We start from the raw sequence: 22796 nt of genomic DNA, 5'->3' as shown, positions 1-22796 counted from the left end.
TGCCAGGCATCACCCCAAAAACAGCTTGTACGCAGGGTTCCTGGTTTCGTCCCAGTACGGATAGCCAATCTCGGCCAGCGCCTGCGGCACCAGATGCCGCTCATCCTCCGGCACCACCAGGCCCGCGACCACTCGTCCATCCGCCGAGCCATGGTTGCGGTAGTGGAACATCGAGATATTCCACCGACCGCCCAGCTTGTTGAGAAAGTTGAACAGCGCGCCCGGTCTCTCGGGGAATTCAAAACGCATCACCACCTCGTCGTTCACCCGCTCCGAATGGCCACCCACCATGTGGCGCAAATGGAGCTTGGCCAGTTCGTTGTCGGTGAGGTCGAGCACCGGGAAGCCCTGCTCGGTGAGGCTTGCGATCAAGGCCTTGCGCGGGTCGGTGTCGGGATGGGTCTGCACGCCGACAAAAATGTGCGCTTCGCGATCGGTGTGGTAGCGGTAGTTGAATTCGGTGATCTGGCGCTTGCCGATTGCTTCGCAGAACGCCTTGAAGCTGCCCGGCTGTTCCGGAATGGTGACGGCAATGATGGCTTCGCGGCCTTCGCCCAGTTCAGCGCGCTCTGCCACATGACGCAAACGGTCGAAATTGACGTTGGCCCCGGAGTCGATGGCGACAAACGTTTGCCCGGTAACTTCGTATTGCTCGGTGTACTTCTTGATCCCGGCCACGCCCAGGGCGCCGGAGGGTTCGGTGATTGAGCGGGTATCGTCGTAGATGTCCTTGATCGCTGCGCAAATCTCGTCAGTGCTGACGGTGATCACCTCATCGACGTAGTCCTTGCAGATCTCGAAGGTGTAATGGCCGATCTGCGCCACGGCCACGCCATCGGCAAACAGCCCGACCTGCTGCAAGACCACCCGCTCGCCGTAGGCCATCGCCTGCTGCAGGCAGTTGGAATCGTCCGGCTCCACGCCGATCACCTTGATCTCCGGGCGCAGGTATTTCACGTACGCCGCGATGCCGGCAATCAGTCCACCGCCCCCGACCGGCACGAAAATCGCGTCCAGGGGGCCCTGATGTTGACGCAGGATCTCCATTGCCACCGTGCCTTGCCCGGCAATGGTGTCGGGGTCGTCATACGGGTGGACGTAAACGTAGCCGTGTTCCTCGACCAGCTGCAGCGAATGCGCCAGCGCTTCGGGAAATGAGTCGCCGTGCAGTACGACCTTTCCGCCGCGCGACCGTACGCCTTCGATCTTGATTTCCGGGGTGGTCTTGGGCATCACGATGGTCGCCGACACGCCCAGCGTCTTCGCCGCCAGCGCCAGGCCCTGCGCGTGGTTGCCAGCCGACGCCGTGACCACGCCACGCGCCAGCTCTTCCGGGCTCAATTGCGCGAGCTTGTTGTACGCGCCGCGAATCTTGAACGAGAACACCGGCTGCAAATCTTCACGCTTGAGCAGCACCTGATTGCCCAAGCGCTCGGACAGCTGTCGGGCGGCGTGCAGCGGGGTTTCCACGGCGACGTCGTAGACACGGGAGTTGAGGATTTTCTTCACGTAACGATTGAGCAGGTCGCCTTGGTCGTTCGGGTGCAACGTCATCGGGGTCATTGCGCGGGCCTCGTGGTCGGGCCTGACACGATCAACGACGCAGGGAAAAAGGCGAGGGAAGGGCGGATGATCATGTCTGGCTCCTGGTGTGTTTTTGGCCCGGAGACAGAGAGAAAAAACCCGCCTCTAGGGCGGGTTGGGTGCAAACGTCGGCTAACCCGCCATGACTGGAATGGCGGTAATAATAATCTGGCCGACGAAGTGCTTGGGTAAGTTCATGCCGCTGAGACTATGGCGAACCGAGCGCAGCCGTCAAGAGTGGATGAGTCAACCTTTTCGCGTGCAAGCGCTCCTACACGAACTAAGTGTCGTGGAGTGTTCAACCGATCTTCATTTTTTGTTCATCACGGCACTTTAGGGTGAGGGCTGTAGTCAGTGAATCTACCGTTCGATTAGAGCGGCAAGTCGCGATCATTTACACAGAATCTGCCACGAGGGCGCACCCATGGATGAGTACCAGGAAGAGCTGTTGGAATACCGGGCATCTGAGCTGGACCCGCTGGAACCTGCGGATGATGCGACCGAGCTGTAATGCCAGGTGCGTGATGCTCAGCGCGACTGCCGCTGGCTGCGTCGAAACGATCCGGGCGTTTGCCCGGTCCAGCGCTTGAAGGCGCGCTGGAACGCCTCGGCTGAAGCAAAACCCAGCAAGTAGGCGATCTCGCCAAAAGCCAGTTCGGTGTCGCGGATATAGGTCATGGCAAGGTCGCGCCGGGTGTCATTGAGTATCGCCCGGAACTGCGTACCCTCGTCTGCCAACTTGCGTCGCAGGGTCCACGTCGGCAGCTTCAGGCGCGCCGCCACCTCTTCAAGGTCCGGCTCCTTCCCGCCATTCAATAGCGGCCCCAGCAATTGGGTGATGCGCTCGCGCAGGCTGCGAGTGCGCGTGAGTTGCGCCAGCTCCTGTTCACATAAATGCGTCAGCAGTCGCCACGTACTCGGCACATGATCGAAGTTGCGCAGACCCAGCTGCGCCTGGCCAAGGCGTAGCTGATTGGCACCGGCAGCAAAATTAACTGGCTGCTTGCAGAGGGCGGCGTACTCGTCAGCATACGCAGGCGCGTCAAATTCGATCTCCAGGCGTTCGGCCATCAACTGAGTCCCGCTCAGCGTTGACAGCTGATGCAGCCAGCCGCTCAAGATCGAATCCACCACAAACCGGTTGTAATCGTTGTACGGATTGATCGAATAAAAGCGCAGCCAGGCGCCTTCGCTGTCCTCGTGAAAGCTTGATTGACCGCGGTAGTTCGAGCCGTAAAGGGCCTCAAACCGAATCAAGGTACGCGCCGCTTCACGGACCGTAGGCGCCTGAGCGGCGGTGATGCCGGCCAGCCCGGCGTGACTCAGGCGGCTGGCTTGACCCATGCGCAACCCCAGCGCAGGCGTGGCGGTCAGTTCAATAGCGGCATGACCCAGACGCATGTAGCGCGGTATCGACAGCCGCGCGCCGGCCTGTGCCAGCCGGGCGCCGTCCAGCCCATACTGCTCAAGTAAAGGTTGCGGATCTTTGCCGGCGCTGCGCACGGCGTCGGCGAGGCTGTGGACAAAACCCACGGACAAATCGCCCAGACGCACGCGAGGAGAGTTCATCTGTCACAGCCACAGATTGATCAGGCGCGCACCTTGACCGGGGCGCACCCCTTTGGGTCCGGCACTAATGGATTGTTCGGCGATGCTTTGCCCGCCCCGGCTGGCGAAACTGTGGCCCGCGCTGCCGAGGTCCCAGAATTGGCCGCGCATGAACACGCCGATGCCCGCCTTGGCGGTGCTTGCCGGCGTCAGGGCCAGTCGACGCCAGGCTTCGCCTTCGGTCATGGGCTTGGCGTCCAGGTGCAGATGGGTCGCCAGCGCCTGGTGCTTGTCGGTGCGCCACGGCTGTGACCAGCCGCCACTGCCTGCCACGTAGGCCGGGACGGCGATCAGTTCGGCACCGCTGGCGTTGAGCCGCGCGTAGTTGTCCGGGTACCAGCTGTCACTGCCGATCAACGTTGCCAACCGGCCGGCCGGGGTCTGGATGACATTCAGCGGGGCGTCCTTGCCGGGACGAATGTAGCCGCGCTGGTTCCAGCCAGGGAACAGCTGACGCTGCGGCTGCCCCAACGGACTGCCGTCGGGACCGAACACCAGACTGCTGTTGTAGAGTGCGCCACGGCCGATGTGTAACTCTCCGCCTTCCACCGTGGGACTTGGCAGCACGATCGAGCCCGCCACCAGGGTCACGCCAAACTCGCGGGCTAGGCCGCCGAACAGGTTCTGGTAATCCTGCGCCATGCTGCGCGCTTTCATGCGCAGACGCGCATCATCGAAACGGCTGCTCCCGCGCGCGTGAATCACGGCGTCGAGAAACAGCAGCGGATTGCTGAACGCCAGCCAGTTCATGGCTTCATCAAGGGTGGTGGCCTGATAGAACTGGGCCTTCTCGTCCACAGCCAGTAGCCAGGTGCCAATGTGCTCGGGCAGCACCACGATGGTTTTGTCATTGAGCAGCCCGTGGTCGCGAGCTTGCAGCAGATAAGACGCGAGCTTGCGATGCAGGCGCTTGACGCTGGAGTAATCGGAGGGGAATAGCTCGGGCTGGATACCCAGCAAATTGCCGTGTTCCCCAGGCTGCCCGTCGTTGATCACCACTTGAATGCGCAGGTCGGTCAGGTAATGGCCGACATGGCGCTTGCTCGTCCACAGCCCGTAGCTGACGAGCAGAATCGCCAGCACCGCAGCGGTCAGTGAACCCAGAACTTTGCGCATGTAGAAAAAATACACCCTTGGAAGCGAGCGCACAGGGCGCCATGACGTGCCGGAAGGCTACGGCAAAACGGTGCTTTGGAGAAGGCGTACGGCTGCGTCGGCGGCGCGAGACGTGCTGCTGACGTTGTGTCTGTGATCAACGCGGCCCCAAATGACCGTGGCAATGCCTGCCCTATCATCCGTGCGCGCGTTGATCATTAACTTGTTACTTACGGCCATTGAGCAGGGGCGTGGTGCTGTTTACTGTCTGCGCTATGCATTGGGCATCATTTTTAGCCCTGCTGATCAGACGGGCACCGCAGAGCGCCCGCATCCCGTGATGATGTTGATGGAGTTTTCGTATGGCCGCCCCCCACTACCCGCATCTGCTGGCTCCGCTGGACCTGGGTTTCACCACGCTGCGCAACCGCTCGCTGATGGGCTCGATGCACACGGGGCTGGAAGAGAAGCCGGGCGGGTTCGAGCGCATGGCGGTGTATTTTGCCGAACGCGCGCGCGGCGGGGTCGGCTTGATGGTGACCGGCGGCATTGCGCCCAACGCAGAAGGCGGGGTGTACTCGGGCGCGGCCAAGCTGACCACGCCCGAAGAGGCGGCCAATCACCGCATCGTCACCAAGGCGGTGCATGAAGCCGGCGGCAAGATCTGCATGCAGATTCTTCACGCGGGGCGCTATGCCTACAGCCCCAAACAAGTGGCCCCAAGCGCGATTCAGGCGCCGATCAATCCGTTCAAGCCAAAAGAGCTGGACGAAGAGGGCATCGAAAAACAGATTCAGGATTTCGTGACATGCGCGACGCTGGCGCAGACTGCCGAATACGATGGCGTCGAAATCATGGGCTCCGAAGGCTATTTCATTAACCAGTTCCTGGTGGCCCACACCAATCATCGAACCGACCGTTGGGGCGGCAGCTACGAAAACCGCATGCGCCTGCCGGTGGAGATCGCGCGGCGGGTGCGGGAAGCCGTGGGCGCGAACTTCATCATCATTTATCGCCTGTCGATGCTCGACCTGATCGACGGCGGCAGCACATGGGAAGAAGTGGTGCAGTTGGCCCAAGCCATCGAGCGAGCCGGCGCGACCCTGATCAACACCGGCATCGGCTGGCACGAGGCGCGCATTCCGACCATTGCCACTAAAGTGCCGCGCGCGGCGTTCGCCAAAGTGACGGCGAAAATGCGGGGCTCGGTGTCGATCCCGCTGATCACCACCAACCGCATCAACACCCCTGAAGTCGCCGAACAAATCCTTGCCGAGGGGGACGCCGACATGGTGTCCATGGCGCGCCCGTTCCTGGCCGACCCCGAGTTCGTCAACAAGGCCGCGGCCGGACGGGGCGATGAAATCAACACCTGCATTGGCTGCAACCAGGCGTGTCTGGATCATACCTTTGGCGGCAAGCTCACCAGCTGCCTGGTCAACCCGCGCGCCTGCCACGAGACCGAGCTTAACTATCTGCCGGTCACTCAGGTTCGCAAGATCGCCGTGGTTGGTGCCGGCCCTGCGGGTCTGGCGGCCGCTACCGTGGCGGCCCAGCGTGGTCATGAGGTCACCTTGTTCGACTCGGCCAGCGAAATCGGCGGGCAGTTCAATATCGCCAAGCGCATACCCGGCAAGGAAGAGTTCTACGAAACCCTGCGCTACTTCGGCCGCAAGCTTGAGACCACCGGTGTTGACCTGCGCTTGAACACCCGTGTGAAGGTCGATGACCTGCTCGGCCAAGGCTATGACGAAGTGATTCTCGCGACCGGCATCGCGCCGCGCACACCGGCCATCCCCGGCGTCGACAACCCCAAGGTATTGAGTTATCTGGACGTGATCCTGGCGCGCAAGCCGGTCGGCAAGTCCGTCGCCGTGATCGGTGCCGGCGGCATTGGCTTTGACGTGTCCGAATACCTGGTCCATCAAGGCGTGGCCACCAGCCTGGACCGCGATGCGTTCTGGGACGAGTGGGGCATCGACACGCAACTGGCCGCGCGCGGCGGTGTGGCCGGGATCAAGGCCCATCCCCATGCGCCCGCGCGTCAGGTGTTTCTGTTGCAGCGCAAGGCCACCAAAGTCGGCGACGGCCTGGGCAAAACCACCGGCTGGATTCACCGCACCGGCCTCAAGAACAAACAAGTGCAAATGCTCAACAGCGTCGAGTATCTGAAAATCGACGACGCCGGGCTGCACATCCGCATCGGTGCGGAGGGTGAAGAGAAGCTGCTGCCCGTGGACAACGTGGTGATCTGCGCCGGGCAAGACCCACTGCGTGAGCTGTACGAAGGACTGCAGGCAGCAGGGCAGAGCGTGCACTTGATCGGCGGCGCCGACGTGGCGACCGAGCTCGACGCCAAACGCGCGATTGATCAGGGGTCGCGGTTGGCGGCGGGGTTGTAGGGGCAGCACCTAGATTGTCTGAGCGATTAGTTAAGGCCAAAGCACAGAGCGTCATGTAGGCGTGTCTTCGGCCGGCCCAAGGGATCAACGCGAGGGTGCTAGACTCGCGCACCTTCCGTTACCCGACCCAAACACATGTTTGCTGTTACGTCACCCATGCCGCCCGCACCGCTGCAACGCCTGCATTTCGACTGGCTCCAGTCGGCCGGCGTGCAGCTGGCGATCCTGCGTCTGGATCTGGTCGATCCGCTGATCAGCGGCAATAAGTGGTTCAAGCTCAAGCATCACCTGGAAGCAGCTGAGCGAGCCGGTGCGCGGGGTGTCATCAGCCTGGGCGGTGCGCATTCCAATCACCTTCATGCGCTGGCGGCTGCAGGCAAGCGGTTTGGTTTTGCCACCCTCGGGCTGATGCGCGGGCATGCGGTCGAGACGCCGACGGTGCTGGATCTGCAAGCTTTCGGCATGGAACTGCACTGGCTGGGTTACGCCGGCTATCGTGCGCGGCATGCTGCCGACTTCTGGGACCTGTGGCGTGAACGTTATCCCCACCTGTTTCCGGTGCCGGAAGGCGGTGGCGGGCTTGATGGCGCGTTGGGGTGCGCCGACATCGTTCATCAGGCGCGTAGTCAGCTTGGCCAGTTGGATTGGCAGGATTACGACGCCTGCTGGCTCGCGTGCGGGACCGGCACGACGCTCGCCGGGCTGGTGCTGGCCGAAGCGGGGCAACATGAAGTGATCGGCGCAATGGCGGTGCCTGCACATCATGGGGTCGAACGGAACATCCAAGCCATTCTTGAGCCCTTTGCGAGCAAGCTCGCTCCCACGAGTGCGATGTCTTTCCGCACCGATGAGGTGTTATCCAGCACGGGGAACTATCGGCTGGTGGATGCCAGTCGCGGAGGTTTTGCCAAGACCGATTCGGCCTTGCTGGACTTCATGGCTCACCATGAGGCCGAGTCCGCTGTTCCCTTTGAGCCCCTGTATACCGCCAAGGCCTTGATGGCCCTGCGCGAAGCGGTGGAGGCGGGGCAGATCGCCGAGGGCACGCGACTGATCTTCCTGCACACGGGAGGATTGCAGGGCAGGCGGACCTTCGACCTCGCATCGGCGCGTCGCTGACGGTTGCCGAGCCATCTGGGCTTCCTGGCGAAAGCACCGGTCGGCATCTAGAGCAGCGTCATCCCGAATCGCCCAATCGCTGGCACGAATCCTGCGCGCTAGAAAGATCAACAGGTCGGTCCTGAATACGTCGGCGACACTTCTGGAGTCAGGCGAGCGGGGCGCTGTACCGATAATCGGATCTTTCCCACGCGCGCCGAGGTTTGCATGACCACTCCCGTCTCTGAGCAGGTGGAGCCTGCCACTTTGCGAAAAGTCATCGTTGCGGCCGCCATCGGCAATTTCGTCGAATGGTTCGATTTCGCCGTTTACGGATTTCTGGCCACCACCATCGCCCAGCAGTTCTTCCCCAGCGGGGATGCCAGCGCAGCGCTGCTGAAGACCTTTGCGGTGTTCGCGGTCGCCTTCGCGTTCCGGCCCCTTGGAGGGGTGTTTTTCGGCATGCTCGGCGACCGCATTGGCCGCAAACGCACATTGGCGTTCACCATTCTGCTGATGGCCGGGGCCACGATGATCATCGGCTTGTTGCCCACTTACGCAGCAATCGGGGTCACCGCGCCGATTCTGTTGACGATCATCCGCTGCGCTCAAGGTTTTTCCGCCGGGGGCGAATACGCCGGCGCATGCGCTTACCTGATGGAGCACGCACCGCGCGCGCAACGGGCGTGGTATGGCAGTTTCGTGCCGGTGTCTACCTTCTCGGCATTCGCGGCAGCGGCCATCATCGCTTACGCGCTTGAGGCTTCGCTCAGCGCAGAGGCCATGGGCAGTTGGGGCTGGCGGCTTCCGTTTCTGATTGCGGCACCGTTGGGTCTGGTCGGGTTGTACCTGCGCTGGAAGCTCGACGAAACGCCGGCGTTCCAGGCGGTGAAGGAGGAACATGCAGTCGCTCATTCGCCGTTGAAAGAAACCCTGCGCAACCACGGCGCCGCGATCTGTTGCCTGGGGGCTTTCGTGTCGCTGACGGCGCTGTCGTTCTACATGTTCACCACTTATTTCGCGACGTACTTGCAGGTCGCCGGTGGCCTGACCCGGGCTACCGCGTTGCTGGTGTCGTTGATTGCGCTGCTGTTCGCGGCTGCGATCTGTCCACTGGCCGGGGCGTTTTCCGACAAGGTCGGGCGGCGCGCGACAGTGGTCAGCACCTGCGCCTTGCTCATCGTGGTGGTGTATCCCTCGTTCCTCATGGCGAGTTCCGGTTCGTTTGCAGCGTCGATTGTCGGTGTGATGCTGCTGGCGATCGGTGCCGTGCTGTGTGGCGTGGTCACGGCGGCCTTGCTGTCGGAGACTTTTCCTACGCGCACTCGCTACACCGCCTCGGCGATTACTTACAACATGGCGTACACCATTTTCGGTGGAACGGCACCGCTGATGGCGACCTGGCTGATTGGCGCGACGGGCAGCAACCTGGCGCCGGCGTTTTACCTGATTGTGATTGCCCTGCTGGCGCTGGCGGGCGGGCTGGCCTTGCCGGAAACGTCCAGGGTGTCGCTGCATGAGGTCGAAGGTTCGCTGACGTCGCGGGGCAAGCTTCAGACAGCGGTGTGAAGCCATCCCCTGTGAGGCGTGCCGTGGTCTGACGATCGCGGTGGGTCAGTCAGCCATAGAGGGACAGGACAAATGCATTCGCGGGCAAGCGCGCTCCTACAATGGATTGCGTTAGACGCGGAATATGCGTCGTCCACAAACCTGCAAGAGCGCGCCAACAGCGGATTGCGTTAACCGCGGAATATGCGCCGTCCACAGACCTGTAGGAGCGCGCTTGCCCGCGAAGACGTTGGGTCAGCGATACACGCGACGGCTGAAAGGATGCATTCGCGGGCAAGCGCGCTCTTACAATGGATTGCGTCAAACGCGGAATATGCGTCGTCCACAAACCTGTAGGAGCGCGCTTGCCCGCGAAGACGTTGGGTCAGCAATGCACGCGGCGGCTGAAAGAATGCATTCGCGGGCAAGCGCGCCAACAGCGGATTGCGTCAGACGCGGAATATGCGTCGTCCACAAACCTGTAGGAGCGCGCTTGCCCGCGAAGACGGCCACGCATTCAGCACCGGTTTCGGCTGACACCCCATGACAACGCAGGCTCCAAAAGGGTGGCTTTGCCGTCAAATACCAAAAAGACGTCGGTCACGATCAACGCACAAACCGGCAACAAAACATGGCAGCGCTGCCCCAAAAAATGGCACATTGGCGGCCCCTTGCGCCGCTGACATGTTCTGTAACGAGTTCCACGGCGCGTCAACGTTCGACGGATGCACCCGATGGCCGTTACCCGCACCGCAACTTCGCCCGCGACCGGCGCCACGTCCGCGCCGCAATCCAGCCCACTGGTCATGCGCATCATCGGTGCAGTCGCACTGGCGCATCTGCTCAATGACCTGATTCAGTCGATCCTGCCCTCGATCTACCCCATGCTCAAAGCCTCCTACAACCTGAGCTTCACGCAGGTGGGGCTGATTACCCTTACGTTTCAGGTCACTGCCTCCCTGCTGCAACCCTGGGTCGGGTTTTATACCGACCGGCACCCCAATCCTCTGGTCCTGCCGGTGGGATCGCTGTGCATTCTCGGCGGCGTGTTGATGCTGGCGACCGTGGGCAGCTTCCCGCTGATCTTGCTGGCAGCCGGCCTGATCGGGATCGGTTCGTCGACGTTTCACCCCGAAGCCTCACGCATCGCCCGGCTGGCCTCGGGCGGGCGCTTCGGTCTGGCGCAGTCAACCTTTCAAGTCGGCGGCAACAGTGGCTCGGCCATCGGACCGTTGCTTGCAGCGGCGATCATCATTCCATTCGGCCAGGGGCACATCGCCTGGTTCGGGTTGGTGGCGTTGTTCTCCGTAGGATTGCTCTACGCGATCAGCCGCTGGTACAAGGCGCATCTGGCGCTGTTCAAACTCAAGGCCGGGCACGCCGCCACCCACGGCCTGTCGAAGCGCAGGGTGACCAGCGCGCTGGTGGTACTGGCGCTGCTGGTGTTCTCCAAGTACTTCTACATGGCCAGCTTCACCAGTTACTTCACCTTCTTCTTGATCGAAAAATTCCAGTTGTCGGTCGCCAGCTCGCAGTTGCACCTGTTCATGTTCCTGGCAGCCGTCGCGGCAGGCACTTTTTTCGGCGGCCCTATCGGTGACCGCATCGGGCGCAAGGCGGTGATCTGGTTCTCGATCCTCGGCGTCGCCCCGTTCACCCTCGCGCTGCCCTACGCGGACCTGTTCTGGACCAGCGTGCTCAGCGTGATCATCGGCTTCATCCTCGCTTCGGCGTTTTCGGCCATCGTCGTGTACGCGCAGGAACTGGTGCCGGGCAATGTCGGCATGATCGCCGGTATCTTCTTCGGGCTGATGTTCGGGTTCGGCGGCATCGCTGCCGCTTTATTGGGGCACCTGGCGGACCTTCACGGCATCCTCTATGTCTACTCGCTGTGCTCCTATCTGCCCTTGCTGGGCATCCTCGCCATTCTGCTTCCGAGAACTCCCAAGAAATGCTGATCGCCGTCCTGATTTTTCTGATCACCATCACGTTGGTGATCTGGCAACCCAAAGGCCTGGGCGTTGGCTGGAGTGCAACCTTTGGCGCCGTGCTTGCGCTGCTGTCCGGCGTGGTGCATCTGAGTGATATCCCCCAGGTGTGGCACATCATCTGGAACGCCACCGGCACCTTCATTGCGCTGATCATTATCAGCCTGTTGCTGGACGAAGCCGGGTTTTTCAATTGGGCCGCGCTGCATGTGGCGCGCTGGGGCAACGGCAAGGGCCGGCGCTTGTTTGCGTTCATCGTGCTGCTCGGGGCCCTGGTGTCGGCGCTGTTTGCCAACGATGGCGCAGCGCTGATCCTCACCCCGATCGTCATGTCGATGCTGCTGGCGCTGCGCTTTTCGCCTGCGACGACGCTGGCGTTTGTGATGGCGGCGGGGTTCATTGCGGACACCGCGAGCCTGCCGCTGGTGGTCTCCAACCTCGTCAACATCGTGTCCGCCGATTACTTCGGCATCGGTTTCAATCGCTACGCTTCGGTCATGGTGCCGGTCAATCTGGTCAGCGTCGCGGCGACGCTCGCGGTGCTGATGCTGTTCTTCCGCCGCGACATTCCGAAAACGTTCGACGCTTCGCAACTGGCCGAGCCGTCCTCGGCGATCAAGGACCGCGCGACCTTCATGACCGGCTGGTGGGTGCTTGGCATTTTGCTGGTGGGCTGTTTTGCGCTGGAGCCGCTGGGCATCCCCATCAGCGCGATTTCCGCCGTGTGCGCAGCGATCCTGCTGGGCATCGCTGCCAAGGGCCACCGCATTTCGACGCGCAAGGTGCTGAAAGACGCGCCGTGGCAGATTGTGATTTTCTCGCTGGGCATGTACCTGGTGGTCTACGGCCTGCGCAATCAGGGGCTGACTGACTATCTGGCGACCTGGCTGGACCGCTTCGCCGAGCACGGTCTCTGGGGCGCGGCGATGGGCACCGGGGTGCTGACGGCGTTGCTGTCGTCGGTGATGAACAACCTGCCGACGGTGCTGATCGGTCTGCTGTCGATTGACGCCAGCCAGGCCCATGGCCTGCTGCAAGAGGCGATGATTTACGCCAATGTCATCGGCAGTGACCTGGGTCCGAAGATCACCCCGATCGGCAGCCTCGCGACCCTGTTGTGGCTGCATGTGCTGGCCAAGAAAGGCGTGACCATCGGCTGGGGCTATTACTTCAGGGTCGGCATTGTCCTGACGGTGCCAGTGCTGTTGATCACCCTGGCGGCGCTGGTGCTGCGCTTGAGTCTTTGACGCGGCAGGCATCCGGCAGATTCGGCCAGAGGTCGGACACCAGAAACAGCCGCTCGGCTTCCTCCCAGTGGGCGTCGCCAAGTTGCGTCAGGCGCACCAGCAGTTGCGCGGGTGCCAGCGGGTCGAGGGCGTCCAGCCAGTCTTGAAACTGGCGCGGTGTCCAGGCCTCGTCACAGCGCGCCGGTCCCAGCCACGAAGGGCGTGGCAGCAATTGCCAGCGGCCTTCGTGCGCGTGTGCGGCGTACGCAGGCCAGTCTTTTTGATGCAGCCAGTGGCCGCGCAGATGCCCGGGGTTTGCCCCTCGGGGCGAGGCGGCGACACCGGGCCACGGATAAAACAGATAGCCCCCCAACCAGAGTGAAGCGCTAAACGTTTCCACACCCTGCGCGGCGAGAATGGCGGTGCTCTCCGGGCGCGAAGACATGGGCAGCTGATGCTCGTCCAGGTGCGCAAGTTTGAGATCCAACCGGTCCTGAGAGCCCGGCCCGAGCCAGTTCGCCGGGTCCGCGCCGTCGGCCGCTTGAAGCCCCAGGTACAGCTTGATCGCCAGCTCGATGTGGTGGACGCCCTGTCTGTCGCGCAGCAGCATGTCCAGCTCGCCCAATGTGCGGCCTTCGCCTTGAATCGGCAGGTTGGCGGCGAGCATCTCGACACCGGGCGCGTGCTCGATTGCAAAGTGCCACAGGTGCTCGTAGTACAGCCCCAGCCGGCGAGTCGAGCTTCTTGAAAGCCAGTCGCTGAGTGCGGTGTCGTCGCGGTCCAGTTGCGTTAAAAAAACTTCGAGTGCTTCGGGATGGTGTACCCAGTCGCTGCCGCTGAGCGGATGACGTTGAGGCCATAGGGTTTGCGCCAGCATGGCCGGGGACAGTATCACCCATGCCAGATCACGCACGATGGGCGTACGGAGTTGACGGGGCAGGGCGCTCAGGGTCGGAAAAGGGTTGTTCATCCGGGCAGAATAGCGGGTGATGGGCGCTCGCGGCCATCGTATCCAGGCGGAGCGTCAGCCGGCATCTGTGCCGAACCTGCCGACGTCTTCGCGGGCAAGCGCGCTCCTACAGGTTTATGCGCGATTCAGGCTGCCCGTCTAATGCCAATCTCCCGTAGGAGCCGGCTTGCTGGCGAACGCGGTATTTCAGCGTCAAACATGCCGGCTGGTACATCGCGTTAGCCCACAAGCCCACAAGCCCACAAGCCCACAAGCCAACAAGCCAACGAGAAGCCAACAAGCCCGCAGCTACGGCGTCGTTAGCCGCACGGTGGGATGCCTATTAATGCACCACAACGCGGGCGCTGGCCCTATCCGCGCAGTTCCCCATTTGCCGCACCCGACCCCTTCGCCCATAATCGCGTTCTTTACATGCATCAAGCCTGCGGGAGCCCCATGGAGCAATTTCGAAACATCGGCATCATTGGTCGCCTGGGCAGTACTCAGGTGGTGGAGACCGTTCGCCGACTCAAGAAATTTCTGATCTCGCGGCACCTGCATGTGATCCTCGAGGATGCCATCGCCGAAGTCTTGCCAGGCCATGGCCTGCAAACCTCTTCACGCAAGATGCTCGGCGAAGTCTGCGACATGGTCATCGTCGTCGGCGGCGACGGCAGTTTGCTCGGTGCCGCGCGTGCGCTGGCCAAGCACAACGTGCCGGTGCTGGGCATCAACCGCGGCAGCCTGGGTTTTCTAACCGATATCCGCCCCGACGAACTGGAAGTCAAAGTCGCCGAAGTCCTCGACGGCCACTATCTGGTCGAAAACCGCTTCCTGCTGCAGGCCGAAGTGCGCCGCCACGGCGAGGCGATCGGACAGGGCGACGCGCTCAACGACGTGGTTCTGCACCCCGGCAAATCCACACGCATGATCGAATTCGAAATTTACATCGACGGCCAGTTCGTCTGCAGCCAGAAGGCCGACGGTCTGATCGTTGCCACGCCGACCGGGTCCACCGCCTATGCGCTGTCGGCGGGCGGCCCGATCATGCACCCCAAGCTCGACGCCATTGTCATCGTGCCGATGTACCCGCATACGCTGTCGGGCAGGCCGATTGTCGTGGATGGAAACAGTGAGTTGAAAATCGTTGTCTCAAAGGACATGACGATCTATCCCCAGGTTTCCTGCGATGGCCAGAACCACTTCACCTGCGCCCCGGGTGACACCGTGACCGTGAAAAAGAAGCCGCAGAAACTGCGACTGATTCACCCCCTCGACCACAACTACTACGAAGTCTGCCGGACCAAACTCGGTTGGGGCAGTCGGCTCGGCGGCGGGAGCGACTGATGCTCGATCCCGCGCGTAGCTACGATCTGATCGGTGACGTGCATGGATGTGCCCAGACCCTTGAGCACTTGCTCGACACCCTCGGTTACCGATTTCAGGCGGGCGTCTGGCGCCACCCTGAACGTATTGCCGTGTTCCTCGGCGACATCATCGACCGCGGCCCGCGAATTCGCGAGACGCTGCATATCGTCCATGACATGGTCGAGGCCGGCCACGCGTTTTGCATCATGGGCAACCACGAGTTCAATGCGCTGGGCTGGAGCACACCTGCGCCGGCGGACAGCGGCAAACAGTTCGTGCGCGAACACACCCCGCGCCATGCGCGCCTGCTGGGTGAAACCCTGGCGCAGTTCGAGCAGCATCCGGGGGAGTGGAACGACTTTCTCGAATGGTTCTACGAGCTGCCACTGTTCATCGACGCCGAGCGGTTCCGGCTGGTGCATGCGTGCTGGGACGCAACGCTCATCGACGCCATGCGCAGTGACCGCGGTGACGGGCGCATCGACCAAGCCTTCGTTCAGGCGTCGGCGCTGCCGGGCAGCTTTGCCAGTGCGGTGTTCGACCGTCTGCTGCGTGGCACCGACCTGCGTCTGCCCCATGGCATGACCCTGACCGGCGGCGACGGCCTGACCCGCGCCTCGTTCCGCACCAAGTTCTGGGAAGATGACCCGCAAACCTACGGCGACGTGGTGTTTCAGCCCGATGCCCTGCCGGAGCCGGTGGCCAGAAGGCCGCTGTCGCCCAGTGAAAAGAACGCGTTGCTGCGCTATGGCGCTGATGAGCCACTGCTGTTCGTCGGCCATTACTGGCGCAGCGGCGTTCCCGCCCCTATCCGTCCCAACCTGGCGTGCCTGGATTACAGCGCCGTACTGTTCGGCAAACTGGTCGCGTACCGGCTTGATCAGGAAACCCGAATCGACCCGAACAAATTCGTCTGGGTCGACGTCACTCGTCCGGAAATACCTCAATGAGTCCTGTCGCTGTATTACGCCTGCCGCTGCAGACCGATTTGAGCGGCTTCGTCGAATTGCTGCGTCGCCTCAACGTGCCCCACCGGGTGAGCGAGGAGGCAGGCCAACAGGTGCTCTGGGTGCCGGATGCGCCGCAGCTGGCCGATGACATTCGTCAGCTGTATCAGCAGTACCCTGAAGGCGACCCCACCGCGCAATTGCCGCCGGGCCGGGAAGTCGTGGCTGTCAGCCGCCCCAGCCCGCTGCTGCAGGTGCGCCGCAGTCCGGTGACCAGCATTATTCTGCTGCTGTGCCTGATCGTGGCCGGCGTGACCTTGCTCGGCGACAACTTCGAGGCGCTGAGCTGGCTGACCTTCAACGACTTTCGCGTGCGCGGCGAGTACATCGCTTTCACCCCCGTGGCAGCAACGCTGGCCGCCGGCGAGTGGTGGCGCATCGTTACGCCGATGTTTATCCACTTTGGCGTGCTGCATCTGGTGATGAACGCCCTGTGGTTCTGGGAGCTGGGCCGGCGCATCGAAACGCGTCAGGGCCATTGGCAGTTGCTCGGACTGACCCTGGCGTTCAGTGCGTTTTCCAACTACGGCCAGTATTTCTGGAGCGGGCCGAGCCTGTTCGGCGGCCTCTCCGGCGTGCTGTACGCGTTGCTCGGTCATTGCTGGATCTTTCAATTGCTCGCCCCCAACCCCATCTATCGTTTACCGCGTGGCGTACTGGCCATGATGCTGATCTGGCTGGTGGTGTGCATGACTGGCGTGATCGGTGTGCTGGGCTTTGGCGAAATCGCCAATGGCGCCCATGTCGGCGGGCTGATCATCGGTTGTGCTACAGGTCTTGTGGGCGGTGCATTGGCCCGCCGCAAACATTAAAATCGCCCGCTCAACTCTGGGAGAACCCAATGTCCTCTTTTGTCGAAATGATTGAAAACATCACCCCCGACGTCTACGAAAGCCTGAAGCTGGCGGTGGAAATCGGCAAATGGTCCGACGGTCGCAAGCTGACACAGGAGCAACGCGAGCTGTCGCTGCAGGCCCTGATTGCCTGGGAAGTGCGCAACGTTCCCGAAGACCAGCGCATCGGCTACATGGGGCCGCAAGAGTGCGCGTCCAAATCGGCACCTGTGCCCAATATCCTGTTCAAGTCGGACTCCATTCATTGATTGAAATCGGTAGAGGCGCTGTCAACAAAATGTCCGCGCGGCTTGAGGCCTCGCGGGTTGAATACGCATTTCGTCTGGGTGATGCGCAGATCCCGGTCAACCCGTTGATCGGCAAGACCGTGCGCCTGGAATACCTCGGCGCGATTCACTGCAGCCACTGCGGCAAGCGCACCAAAACCAGCTACAGCCAGGGTTATTGCTACCCGTGCATGCTCAAGCTGGCGCAGTGTGACCTGTGCATCATGAGCCCCGAGCGCTGCCACCACGAGCACGGCACCTGCCGGGATCCGGCCTGGGGCGAGCAGTTCTGCATGACCGAGCACGTGGTGTACCTGGCCAATTCGTCGGGGGTTAAAGTCGGCATCACTCGCGCGACCCAGTTGCCGACGCGCTGGCTTGACCAGGGCGCGAGCCAGGCCTTGCCCATCGTGCGCTGCGCCACCCGCCAGCAGTCGGGCTTCGTGGAAGACCTGTTTCGCAGTCAGGTGGCCGACCGCACCAACTGGCGGGCGTTGCTCAAGGGCGATGCGCCGGCGGTCGACCTGAGTGCCATCCGCCAGCAACTGTTCGAGTCCTGCGCCGAAGGCCTGGTCGCGTTGCAGATGCGTTTCGGCTTGCAGGCCATTCAGGTGATGAACGATGTCGAGCCCATTGAGATCCGATACCCGGTAGAGGCCTACCCGACCAAGATCGTCAGCTTCAATCTGGACAAGGATCCGATCGCCGAGGGGACCCTGCTGGGTGTCAAAGGGCAATACCTGATTTTCGACACCGGCGTGATCAATATTCGCAAATACACGGCGTACCAACTCGCCGTGCATCAGTAGCCCGTATTAGCAGAAGAAGGGACCGCACCATGCGCACCGACCAGCCGAAAATGATTTACCTGAAGGACTATCAGGCGCCTGAGTACCTCATCGACGAGACCCACCTGACCTTTGAATTGTTCGAGGACCATTCGCTGGTTCATGCGCAGTTGGTGATGCGCCGCAACCCCGAGCGCGCCCAGCTGGCACAAGGCGGCGCGTTGCCGCCACTGGTGCTCGACGGTCAGTTGCTTGAGCTGCTGTCGGTGAAACTGGCGGACGCCGAGCTCACGCCGCAGGACTATCAGCTGACGTCGGACAGCCTGACGGTGCAGCCGGCCAGCGAGTCTTTCACGCTGGACACCAGCGTGAAGATCCACCCGGAAACCAACACCGCGCTGGAAGGCCTGTACAAGTCCAGCGGCATGTTCTGCACCCAGTGCGAAGCCGAAGGCTTTCGCAAGATCACCTACTACCTCGACCGCCCGGACGTGATGAGCAAGTTCACCACCACGGTCAGCGCCAACAAGCAGGCCTTCCCGATCCTGCTGTCCAACGGCAACCTGATTGCCGCCGGCCCGTCCGAGGAAGAAGGCCGTCACTGGGCCACCTGGGAAGACCCGTTCAAGAAGCCGGCTTACCTGTTCGCGCTGGTCGCTGGCGACCTGTGGTGCATTGAAGACACCTTCACCACCATGACCGACCGCAAGGTCACGTTGCGCATCTTCGTCGAGCCCGAAAACGTCGATAAATGCCAGCACGCCATGGACAGCCTGAAGAAGTCCATGCGCTGGGACGAAGAGGTTTACGGCCGCGAATACGATCTGGACATCTTCATGATCGTGGCGGTCAACGACTTCAACATGGGCGCCATGGAGAACAAGGGCCTCAATATCTTCAACTCCAGCGCCGTGCTGGCCCGCGCCGAGACGGCCACCGACGCTGCACACCAGCGCGTCGAGGCCATCGTCGCCCATGAATACTTTCACAACTGGTCGGGCAACCGCGTCACCTGCCGCGACTGGTTCCAGCTGTCGCTGAAGGAAGGTTTCACGGTGTTCCGTGATTCGGGCTTCTCCGCTGACATGAACTCCGCCACGGTGAAACGCATTCAAGACGTGGCCTACCTGCGCACGCACCAGTTCGCCGAAGACGCCGGTCCCATGGCCCATGCCGTGCGCCCGGACAGCTTCATCGAAATTTCCAACTTCTACACCCTGACCGTGTACGAGAAGGGTGCGGAAGTGGTCGGCATGATCCACACGCTTCTGGGCGTGGAGGGCTTCCGCAAGGGCACCGATTTATTCTTCGAGCGCCACGACGGCCAGGCCGTGACCTGCGACGACTTCATCAAGGCCATGGAAGACGCCAACGGTGTCGACTTCACCCAGTTCAAGCGCTGGTACTCCCAAGCCGGCACGCCGCGTCTGGCGGTCAGCGAGTCCTATGATACCGAGGCCAAGACCTACAGCCTGACGTTCCGCCAAAGCGCACCGACCACGCCGGGCCAACCGGGTGAGCAGAAACTGCCGTTTGTGATTCCGGTTGCCATGGGCTTGCTGGATGCCGAGGGCCAGGAACTGCCTCTGCGCCTGCAGGGCGAAGCGCCAGCGGTGAATACCTCACGCGTGCTTTCAGTCACCGAAGCCGTGCAGACGTTCACCTTCGTCGACATCGCCGAGCAGCCGCTGCCTTCCTTGCTTCGCGGCTTCTCCGCTCCGGTGAAACTGAGCTTCCCGTACAACCGCGACCAGCTGATGTTCCTCATGCAACACGACAGCGACGGCTTCAACCGCTGGGATGCCGGGCAGCAATTGTCGGTTCAAGTACTTCAGGACTTGATCGCCCAGCACCAGAAGGGCGAGCCGCTGGTCATGGACCAGCGCCTGATCACCGCGCTGCACACCGTGCTGTCGGATGAGAGCCTGGATCAGGCCATGGTCGCCGAGATGCTGTCGCTGCCGGGCGAGGCGTACCTCATCGAAATCAGCGAAGTGGCGGACGTCGATGCCATTCACGCCGCACGCGAGTTCGCTCGCCAGCAACTGGCTGACAACCTCAGCGACGCATTGTGGAAGCGCTATCAGACCAACCGTGAACTGTCCAGGCAGACGCCGTACGTGGCCGCGTCCGAGCACTTCGCTCGCCGTGCGCTGCAGAACATCGCGCTGTCGTACCTGATGCTGACCGGCAAACCTGAGGTGCTGGCCGCGGCCATCGACCAGTTCGACACTGCCGACAACATGACCGAGCGCCTGACCGCGCTGGCCGTGCTGGTGAACTCGCCGTTCGACGCCGAGAAGGCCAAGGCGCTTGAAGTGTTTGCCGAGAACTTCAAGGACAACGCGCTGGTGATGGATCAGTGGTTCAGCGTGCAGGCGGGCAGCACGTTGCCGGGCGGGTTGGAACGCGTCAAAGCGCTGATGCAGCACCCGGCCTTCACCATGAAGAACCCGAACAAGGTGCGTGCGCTGATCGGTGCGTTTGCCGGCCAGAACCTGATCAACTTCCATGCAGCGGACGGTTCCGGCTATCGCTTCCTGGCCGATCTGGTCATCGAACTGAACGGCTTCAACCCGCAGATCGCATCGCGCCAGTTGGCGCCGTTGACCCGCTGGCGCAAATACGACAGCGCGCGGCAAGCGCTGATGAAGGCGGAACTGGAGCGCATCCTGGCCTCCGGCCCGCTGTCGCCGGACGTGTATGAAGTGGTGAGCAAAAGCCTGGCGTAAATCGGGCGGTTGTTGAAAAGGGCTGTCCGTTTGCGCGGACAGCCCTTTTTTGTGGGCGCTGCTTCATGGTTTCAGCGGCTTTGGATGTTGTCTTGCACGCTAATGCCTTGGTAGGACTGGCTTTGGCCGGGAAGAGGCCGGTTTGTGCGTCATCCATTTTGCGTTGTGACGAATGACGCTTTCCCGGTTGAAGCCGGTCCCACAAGTCGAGATGTCCAATTCCGGCGAGCGGTCGATCAGGCGTTGAAGCCGATAATGGCTTTGGTCTCGAGATACTCTTCAAACCCCTGCACGCCGTACTCTCTGCCATTGCCCGAACGCTTGTAGCCGCCGAAGGGCGCCATGGGGTCCCACGCCGGATAGTTCAGGTGCACTTGCCCGGCGCGGATGCGCGAGGCGACTGCTCGGCCCAGTTCCAGGTCCTGCGCCTGCACATGGGCGCCCAGACCGTAGACGGTGTCATTGGCGATGGCCACCGCTTCGTCGATCGTGTCGTAGGCGAGAATGCACAGCACCGGACCGAAGATTTCCTCTTGCGCGATGCGCATCGCCGAGTCCACTTCGGAAAACACCGTCGGCCGGGTGTAATAACCTTTTTCAAACCCATGCACACGGCCCGGCCCGCCGCACAACAGTTTCGCCCCTTCGCTGATGCCTGTCTGGATCATGGCTTGAACACGGCTGAACTGGGCTTGATTGGCAATTGGCCCGAGTTGGGTATCCGGCGATTGCGGGTCCCCGACGATCAACGCATTGGCGGTGGCCGTTGCCAATGCCTCGACTTCGGCGAGACGCGCGCGGGGCACGATCATTCGGGTCGGCGCACTGCACGACTGGCCGACGTTGCGCAGGGCCGACAGCACCCCCAGTGGCACCGCCTTGGCGAAGTCAGCGTCGGGCAGCATGACGTTCGGCGATTTGCCGCCCAGTTCCTGGGTCACGCGTTTCACGGTTACCGCAGCCGCCTGCGCGACGAGGGCGCCGGCACGGTTTGAGCCGGTGATGGAAATCATGTCGATGTCAGGGTGCGAGGCGAGGGCTGCGCCGACGTCAGGACCGCTGCCGTTGACCAGATTGAACACGCCGGGGGGCAGGCCGGCGTCGTGCACCAGTTGGGCGAACAGCAGGGCACTCAAGGGTGAGAGTTCGCTGGGTTTCAGGACCACGGTGCAACCGGCAGCAATGGCCGGCGCGACTTTGGCGGTGATCTGGTACAGCGGCCAGTTCCATGGCGTGATCAGGCCGCAGACGCCGATGGCTTCACGTTCGATGGCGGTGGTGCCTTCGACGGTCTGAAAGCGATAGGTAGACAGCAGATCCCGGGCGACGCGTACGTGTTCGGCGGCCAACGGCACCTGCATGGAACGGGAGAAACTGATCGCCGCGCCCATCTCCAGCGACAGGGTCTGGGCCAGCGACTCTTTGCGCTCCAAGATCAATGCATGGATTTTCCCCAGAATCGCTGCGCGTTCTACGGCCGGCGTTGCGGACCAGCCCGCGAACGCCCCCCGCGCAGCTGCCACGGCCCGGTCAACGTCCTCGGCTGAACCTTGCGCCACCTGGGCCACCACCTCTTCAGTGGCTGGATTGACCACGGGAAGACGGGCTGTAACAACGGGGGATGTCCACTCGCCGTTGATGTAAAAATGCCCGGCGTGTTGCAGCTCAGTGCCGTGGGTGTTGAAAGGGTGTGAGGTCATCCGGTGAGCTCCCTGGAGCGGAAAAAGTGCTGCGAACAGCCCGTTCAAACGTCCTCATACGCTAACAAACCGGCCCAGGCGAAAGATGCCGTTGTTGCAGCCTGCAAGGGAGAATCTGCTGAATCCGGCAGTGTGCGCGCCATCAGTTTTGCGGTGTAACTGCCGACGCTTTCCCGGCTAAAGCCGGTCCCACGAAAGGCAGCGCGCTCTTTCAATGGCGGTGTGTACGCGCTTTTGATGCCGGTGGGAGCGGCTTCAGCCGGGAAGAGGCCAGTGCGAGCGACATCAAGTGTTCGGTGTGACGCCTGACGCTTTCCCGGCTAAAACCGGTCCCACTAAAGGCAGCTTGCTGCCTCAGTGGAGGTGTGCACGCCGCTTTTGATTTCAGTGGGACCGGCTTCAGCCGGGAAGAGGCCAGTGCGAGCGACATCAAGTGTTCGGTGTGACGCCTGACGCTTTCCCGGCTAAAGCCGGTCCCACTAAAGGCAGCGTGCTGCGTCAGTGGAGGTGTGCACGCCGCTTTTGATGTCAGTGGGACCGGCTTCAGCCGGGAAGAGGCCAGTGCGAGCGACATCAAGTGTTC

The 22796-nt window shown here is 62.1% G+C and carries 16 protein-coding genes; 11 read left to right on the top strand and 5 right to left on the bottom strand.

Features of this window, described 5'->3' with window-relative positions; all coding sequences use genetic code 11:
• Nucleotides 1-9: 9 nt before the first annotated feature.
• The 3 genes from ilvA to QRN48_RS15640 all read right to left on the bottom strand — a co-directional run bounded on the left by ilvA (nucleotide 10) and on the right by QRN48_RS15640 (nucleotide 4308).
• Nucleotides 10-1554 (bottom strand): threonine ammonia-lyase, biosynthetic, encoded by a 1545-nt coding sequence (gene ilvA, locus QRN48_RS15650; protein WP_285351639.1) that lies wholly within the window; start codon nucleotides 1552-1554, stop codon nucleotides 10-12.
• A 558-nt stretch (nucleotides 1555-2112) separates the two neighbouring features.
• Nucleotides 2113-3153, bottom strand: a complete 1041-nt coding sequence (locus QRN48_RS15645) for an AraC family transcriptional regulator (RefSeq protein ID WP_285351596.1) — start codon at nucleotides 3151-3153, stop codon at nucleotides 2113-2115.
• 3 nt (nucleotides 3154-3156) lie between these two features.
• Nucleotides 3157-4308, bottom strand: a complete 1152-nt coding sequence (locus tag QRN48_RS15640) for a carbon-nitrogen hydrolase family protein (RefSeq protein WP_191945450.1) — start codon at nucleotides 4306-4308, stop codon at nucleotides 3157-3159.
• Nucleotides 4309-4649: 341 nt separating this feature from the next.
• Between QRN48_RS15640 and QRN48_RS15635 the strand changes: the two genes are divergently transcribed.
• The 5 genes from QRN48_RS15635 to QRN48_RS15615 all read left to right on the top strand — a co-directional run bounded on the left by QRN48_RS15635 (nucleotide 4650) and on the right by QRN48_RS15615 (nucleotide 12570).
• Complete coding sequence (locus QRN48_RS15635) at nucleotides 4650-6689, top strand: NADPH-dependent 2,4-dienoyl-CoA reductase (protein WP_191945449.1); 2040 nt, start codon at nucleotides 4650-4652, stop codon at nucleotides 6687-6689.
• A 135-nt stretch (nucleotides 6690-6824) separates the two neighbouring features.
• Entirely contained in the window at nucleotides 6825-7808 is a 984-nt protein-coding gene (locus tag QRN48_RS15630; protein ID WP_285351593.1) for a 1-aminocyclopropane-1-carboxylate deaminase/D-cysteine desulfhydrase, read from the top strand.
• Between the two features lie 207 nt (nucleotides 7809-8015).
• A complete protein-coding gene (locus QRN48_RS15625) occupies nucleotides 8016-9356 on the top strand; it encodes an MFS transporter (protein ID WP_285351591.1) in 1341 nt (446 codons plus the stop codon).
• A gap of 713 nt (nucleotides 9357-10069) precedes the next feature.
• Nucleotides 10070-11293 (top strand): MFS transporter, encoded by a 1224-nt coding sequence (locus QRN48_RS15620; protein ID WP_037011716.1) that lies wholly within the window; start codon nucleotides 10070-10072, stop codon nucleotides 11291-11293.
• Nucleotides 11287-12570, top strand: a complete 1284-nt coding sequence (locus QRN48_RS15615) for an arsenic transporter (RefSeq protein WP_191945446.1) — start codon at nucleotides 11287-11289, stop codon at nucleotides 12568-12570. Before QRN48_RS15620 ends, QRN48_RS15615 begins: the two co-directional genes overlap by 7 nt.
• On the opposite strand, the gene QRN48_RS15610 is transcribed toward QRN48_RS15615, so the two are convergent.
• A complete protein-coding gene (locus QRN48_RS15610) occupies nucleotides 12533-13519 on the bottom strand; it encodes a DUF1853 family protein (RefSeq protein ID WP_191945445.1) in 987 nt (328 codons plus the stop codon). The genes QRN48_RS15615 and QRN48_RS15610 overlap by 38 nt on opposite strands.
• A 435-nt stretch (nucleotides 13520-13954) precedes the next feature.
• Here QRN48_RS15610 and QRN48_RS15605 point away from each other — a divergent pair, with 435 nt between their 5' ends.
• The 6 genes from QRN48_RS15605 to pepN are packed head-to-tail and all read left to right on the top strand — an operon-like array spanning nucleotide 13955 to nucleotide 20513.
• Nucleotides 13955-14845: an NAD(+) kinase gene (locus tag QRN48_RS15605; RefSeq protein ID WP_037011709.1), complete on the top strand. Its 891-nt coding sequence runs from the start codon at nucleotides 13955-13957 to the stop codon at nucleotides 14843-14845.
• The gene (locus QRN48_RS15600) at nucleotides 14845-15816 is read left to right on the top strand and encodes a metallophosphoesterase (protein WP_285351589.1); all 972 of its coding nucleotides are present in this window, start codon (nucleotides 14845-14847) and stop codon (nucleotides 15814-15816) included. Before QRN48_RS15605 ends, QRN48_RS15600 begins: the two co-directional genes overlap by 1 nt.
• Nucleotides 15813-16685, top strand: coding sequence for a rhomboid family intramembrane serine protease (locus QRN48_RS15595; protein WP_191945443.1), 873 nt, complete (start codon nucleotides 15813-15815; stop codon nucleotides 16683-16685). The genes QRN48_RS15600 and QRN48_RS15595 overlap by 4 nt, the downstream gene beginning before the upstream one ends.
• 29 nt (nucleotides 16686-16714) lie before the next feature.
• Entirely contained in the window at nucleotides 16715-16975 is a 261-nt protein-coding gene (locus QRN48_RS15590; RefSeq protein WP_074888021.1) for a YeaC family protein, read from the top strand.
• Nucleotides 16972-17802 carry a DUF2797 domain-containing protein gene (locus QRN48_RS15585; protein WP_191945442.1) on the top strand — a complete coding sequence of 277 codons (831 nt, stop codon included), beginning with the start codon at nucleotides 16972-16974 and terminating at the stop codon, nucleotides 17800-17802. The genes QRN48_RS15590 and QRN48_RS15585 overlap by 4 nt, the downstream gene beginning before the upstream one ends.
• 29 nt (nucleotides 17803-17831) lie before the next feature.
• Complete coding sequence (gene pepN / locus QRN48_RS15580) at nucleotides 17832-20513, top strand: aminopeptidase N (protein WP_285351587.1); 2682 nt, start codon at nucleotides 17832-17834, stop codon at nucleotides 20511-20513.
• Between the two features lie 236 nt (nucleotides 20514-20749).
• Here pepN and QRN48_RS15575 read toward each other — a convergent pair whose 3' ends face one another.
• A complete protein-coding gene (locus QRN48_RS15575) occupies nucleotides 20750-22213 on the bottom strand; it encodes an aldehyde dehydrogenase family protein (RefSeq protein WP_285351585.1) in 1464 nt (487 codons plus the stop codon).
• Nucleotides 22214-22796: the final 583 nt, after the last annotated feature.

The sequence above is a fragment of the Pseudomonas sp. ME-P-057 genome, assembly GCF_030208975.1.
In the GTDB taxonomy this organism is placed as follows: Bacteria; Pseudomonadota; Gammaproteobacteria; order Pseudomonadales; family Pseudomonadaceae; genus Aquipseudomonas; species Aquipseudomonas lutea.
This window is presented reverse-complemented; position numbering and strand designations above follow the sequence as displayed.

Bases quoted from the DNA above. Each gene is read 5' to 3' on its own strand.
- ilvA (WP_285351639.1), bottom strand. From the start codon at position 1,554: ATGACGTTGCACCCGAACGACCAAGGCGACCTGCTCAATCGTTACGTG.
- QRN48_RS15645 (WP_285351596.1), bottom strand. From the start codon at position 3,153: ATGAACTCTCCTCGCGTGCGTCTGGGCGATTTGTCCGTGGGTTTTGTC.
- QRN48_RS15640 (WP_191945450.1), bottom strand. From the start codon at position 4,308: ATGCGCAAAGTTCTGGGTTCACTGACCGCTGCGGTGCTGGCGATTCTG.
- QRN48_RS15635 (WP_191945449.1), top strand. From the start codon at position 4,650: ATGGCCGCCCCCCACTACCCGCATCTGCTGGCTCCGCTGGACCTGGGT.
- QRN48_RS15630 (WP_285351593.1), top strand. From the start codon at position 6,825: ATGTTTGCTGTTACGTCACCCATGCCGCCCGCACCGCTGCAACGCCTG.
- QRN48_RS15625 (WP_285351591.1), top strand. From the start codon at position 8,016: ATGACCACTCCCGTCTCTGAGCAGGTGGAGCCTGCCACTTTGCGAAAA.
- QRN48_RS15620 (WP_037011716.1), top strand. From the start codon at position 10,070: ATGGCCGTTACCCGCACCGCAACTTCGCCCGCGACCGGCGCCACGTCC.
- QRN48_RS15615 (WP_191945446.1), top strand. From the start codon at position 11,287: ATGCTGATCGCCGTCCTGATTTTTCTGATCACCATCACGTTGGTGATC.
- QRN48_RS15610 (WP_191945445.1), bottom strand. From the start codon at position 13,519: ATGAACAACCCTTTTCCGACCCTGAGCGCCCTGCCCCGTCAACTCCGT.
- QRN48_RS15605 (WP_037011709.1), top strand. From the start codon at position 13,955: ATGGAGCAATTTCGAAACATCGGCATCATTGGTCGCCTGGGCAGTACT.
- QRN48_RS15600 (WP_285351589.1), top strand. From the start codon at position 14,845: ATGCTCGATCCCGCGCGTAGCTACGATCTGATCGGTGACGTGCATGGA.
- QRN48_RS15595 (WP_191945443.1), top strand. From the start codon at position 15,813: ATGAGTCCTGTCGCTGTATTACGCCTGCCGCTGCAGACCGATTTGAGC.
- QRN48_RS15590 (WP_074888021.1), top strand. From the start codon at position 16,715: ATGTCCTCTTTTGTCGAAATGATTGAAAACATCACCCCCGACGTCTAC.
- pepN (WP_285351587.1), top strand. From the start codon at position 17,832: ATGCGCACCGACCAGCCGAAAATGATTTACCTGAAGGACTATCAGGCG.
- QRN48_RS15575 (WP_285351585.1), bottom strand. From the start codon at position 22,213: ATGACCTCACACCCTTTCAACACCCACGGCACTGAGCTGCAACACGCC.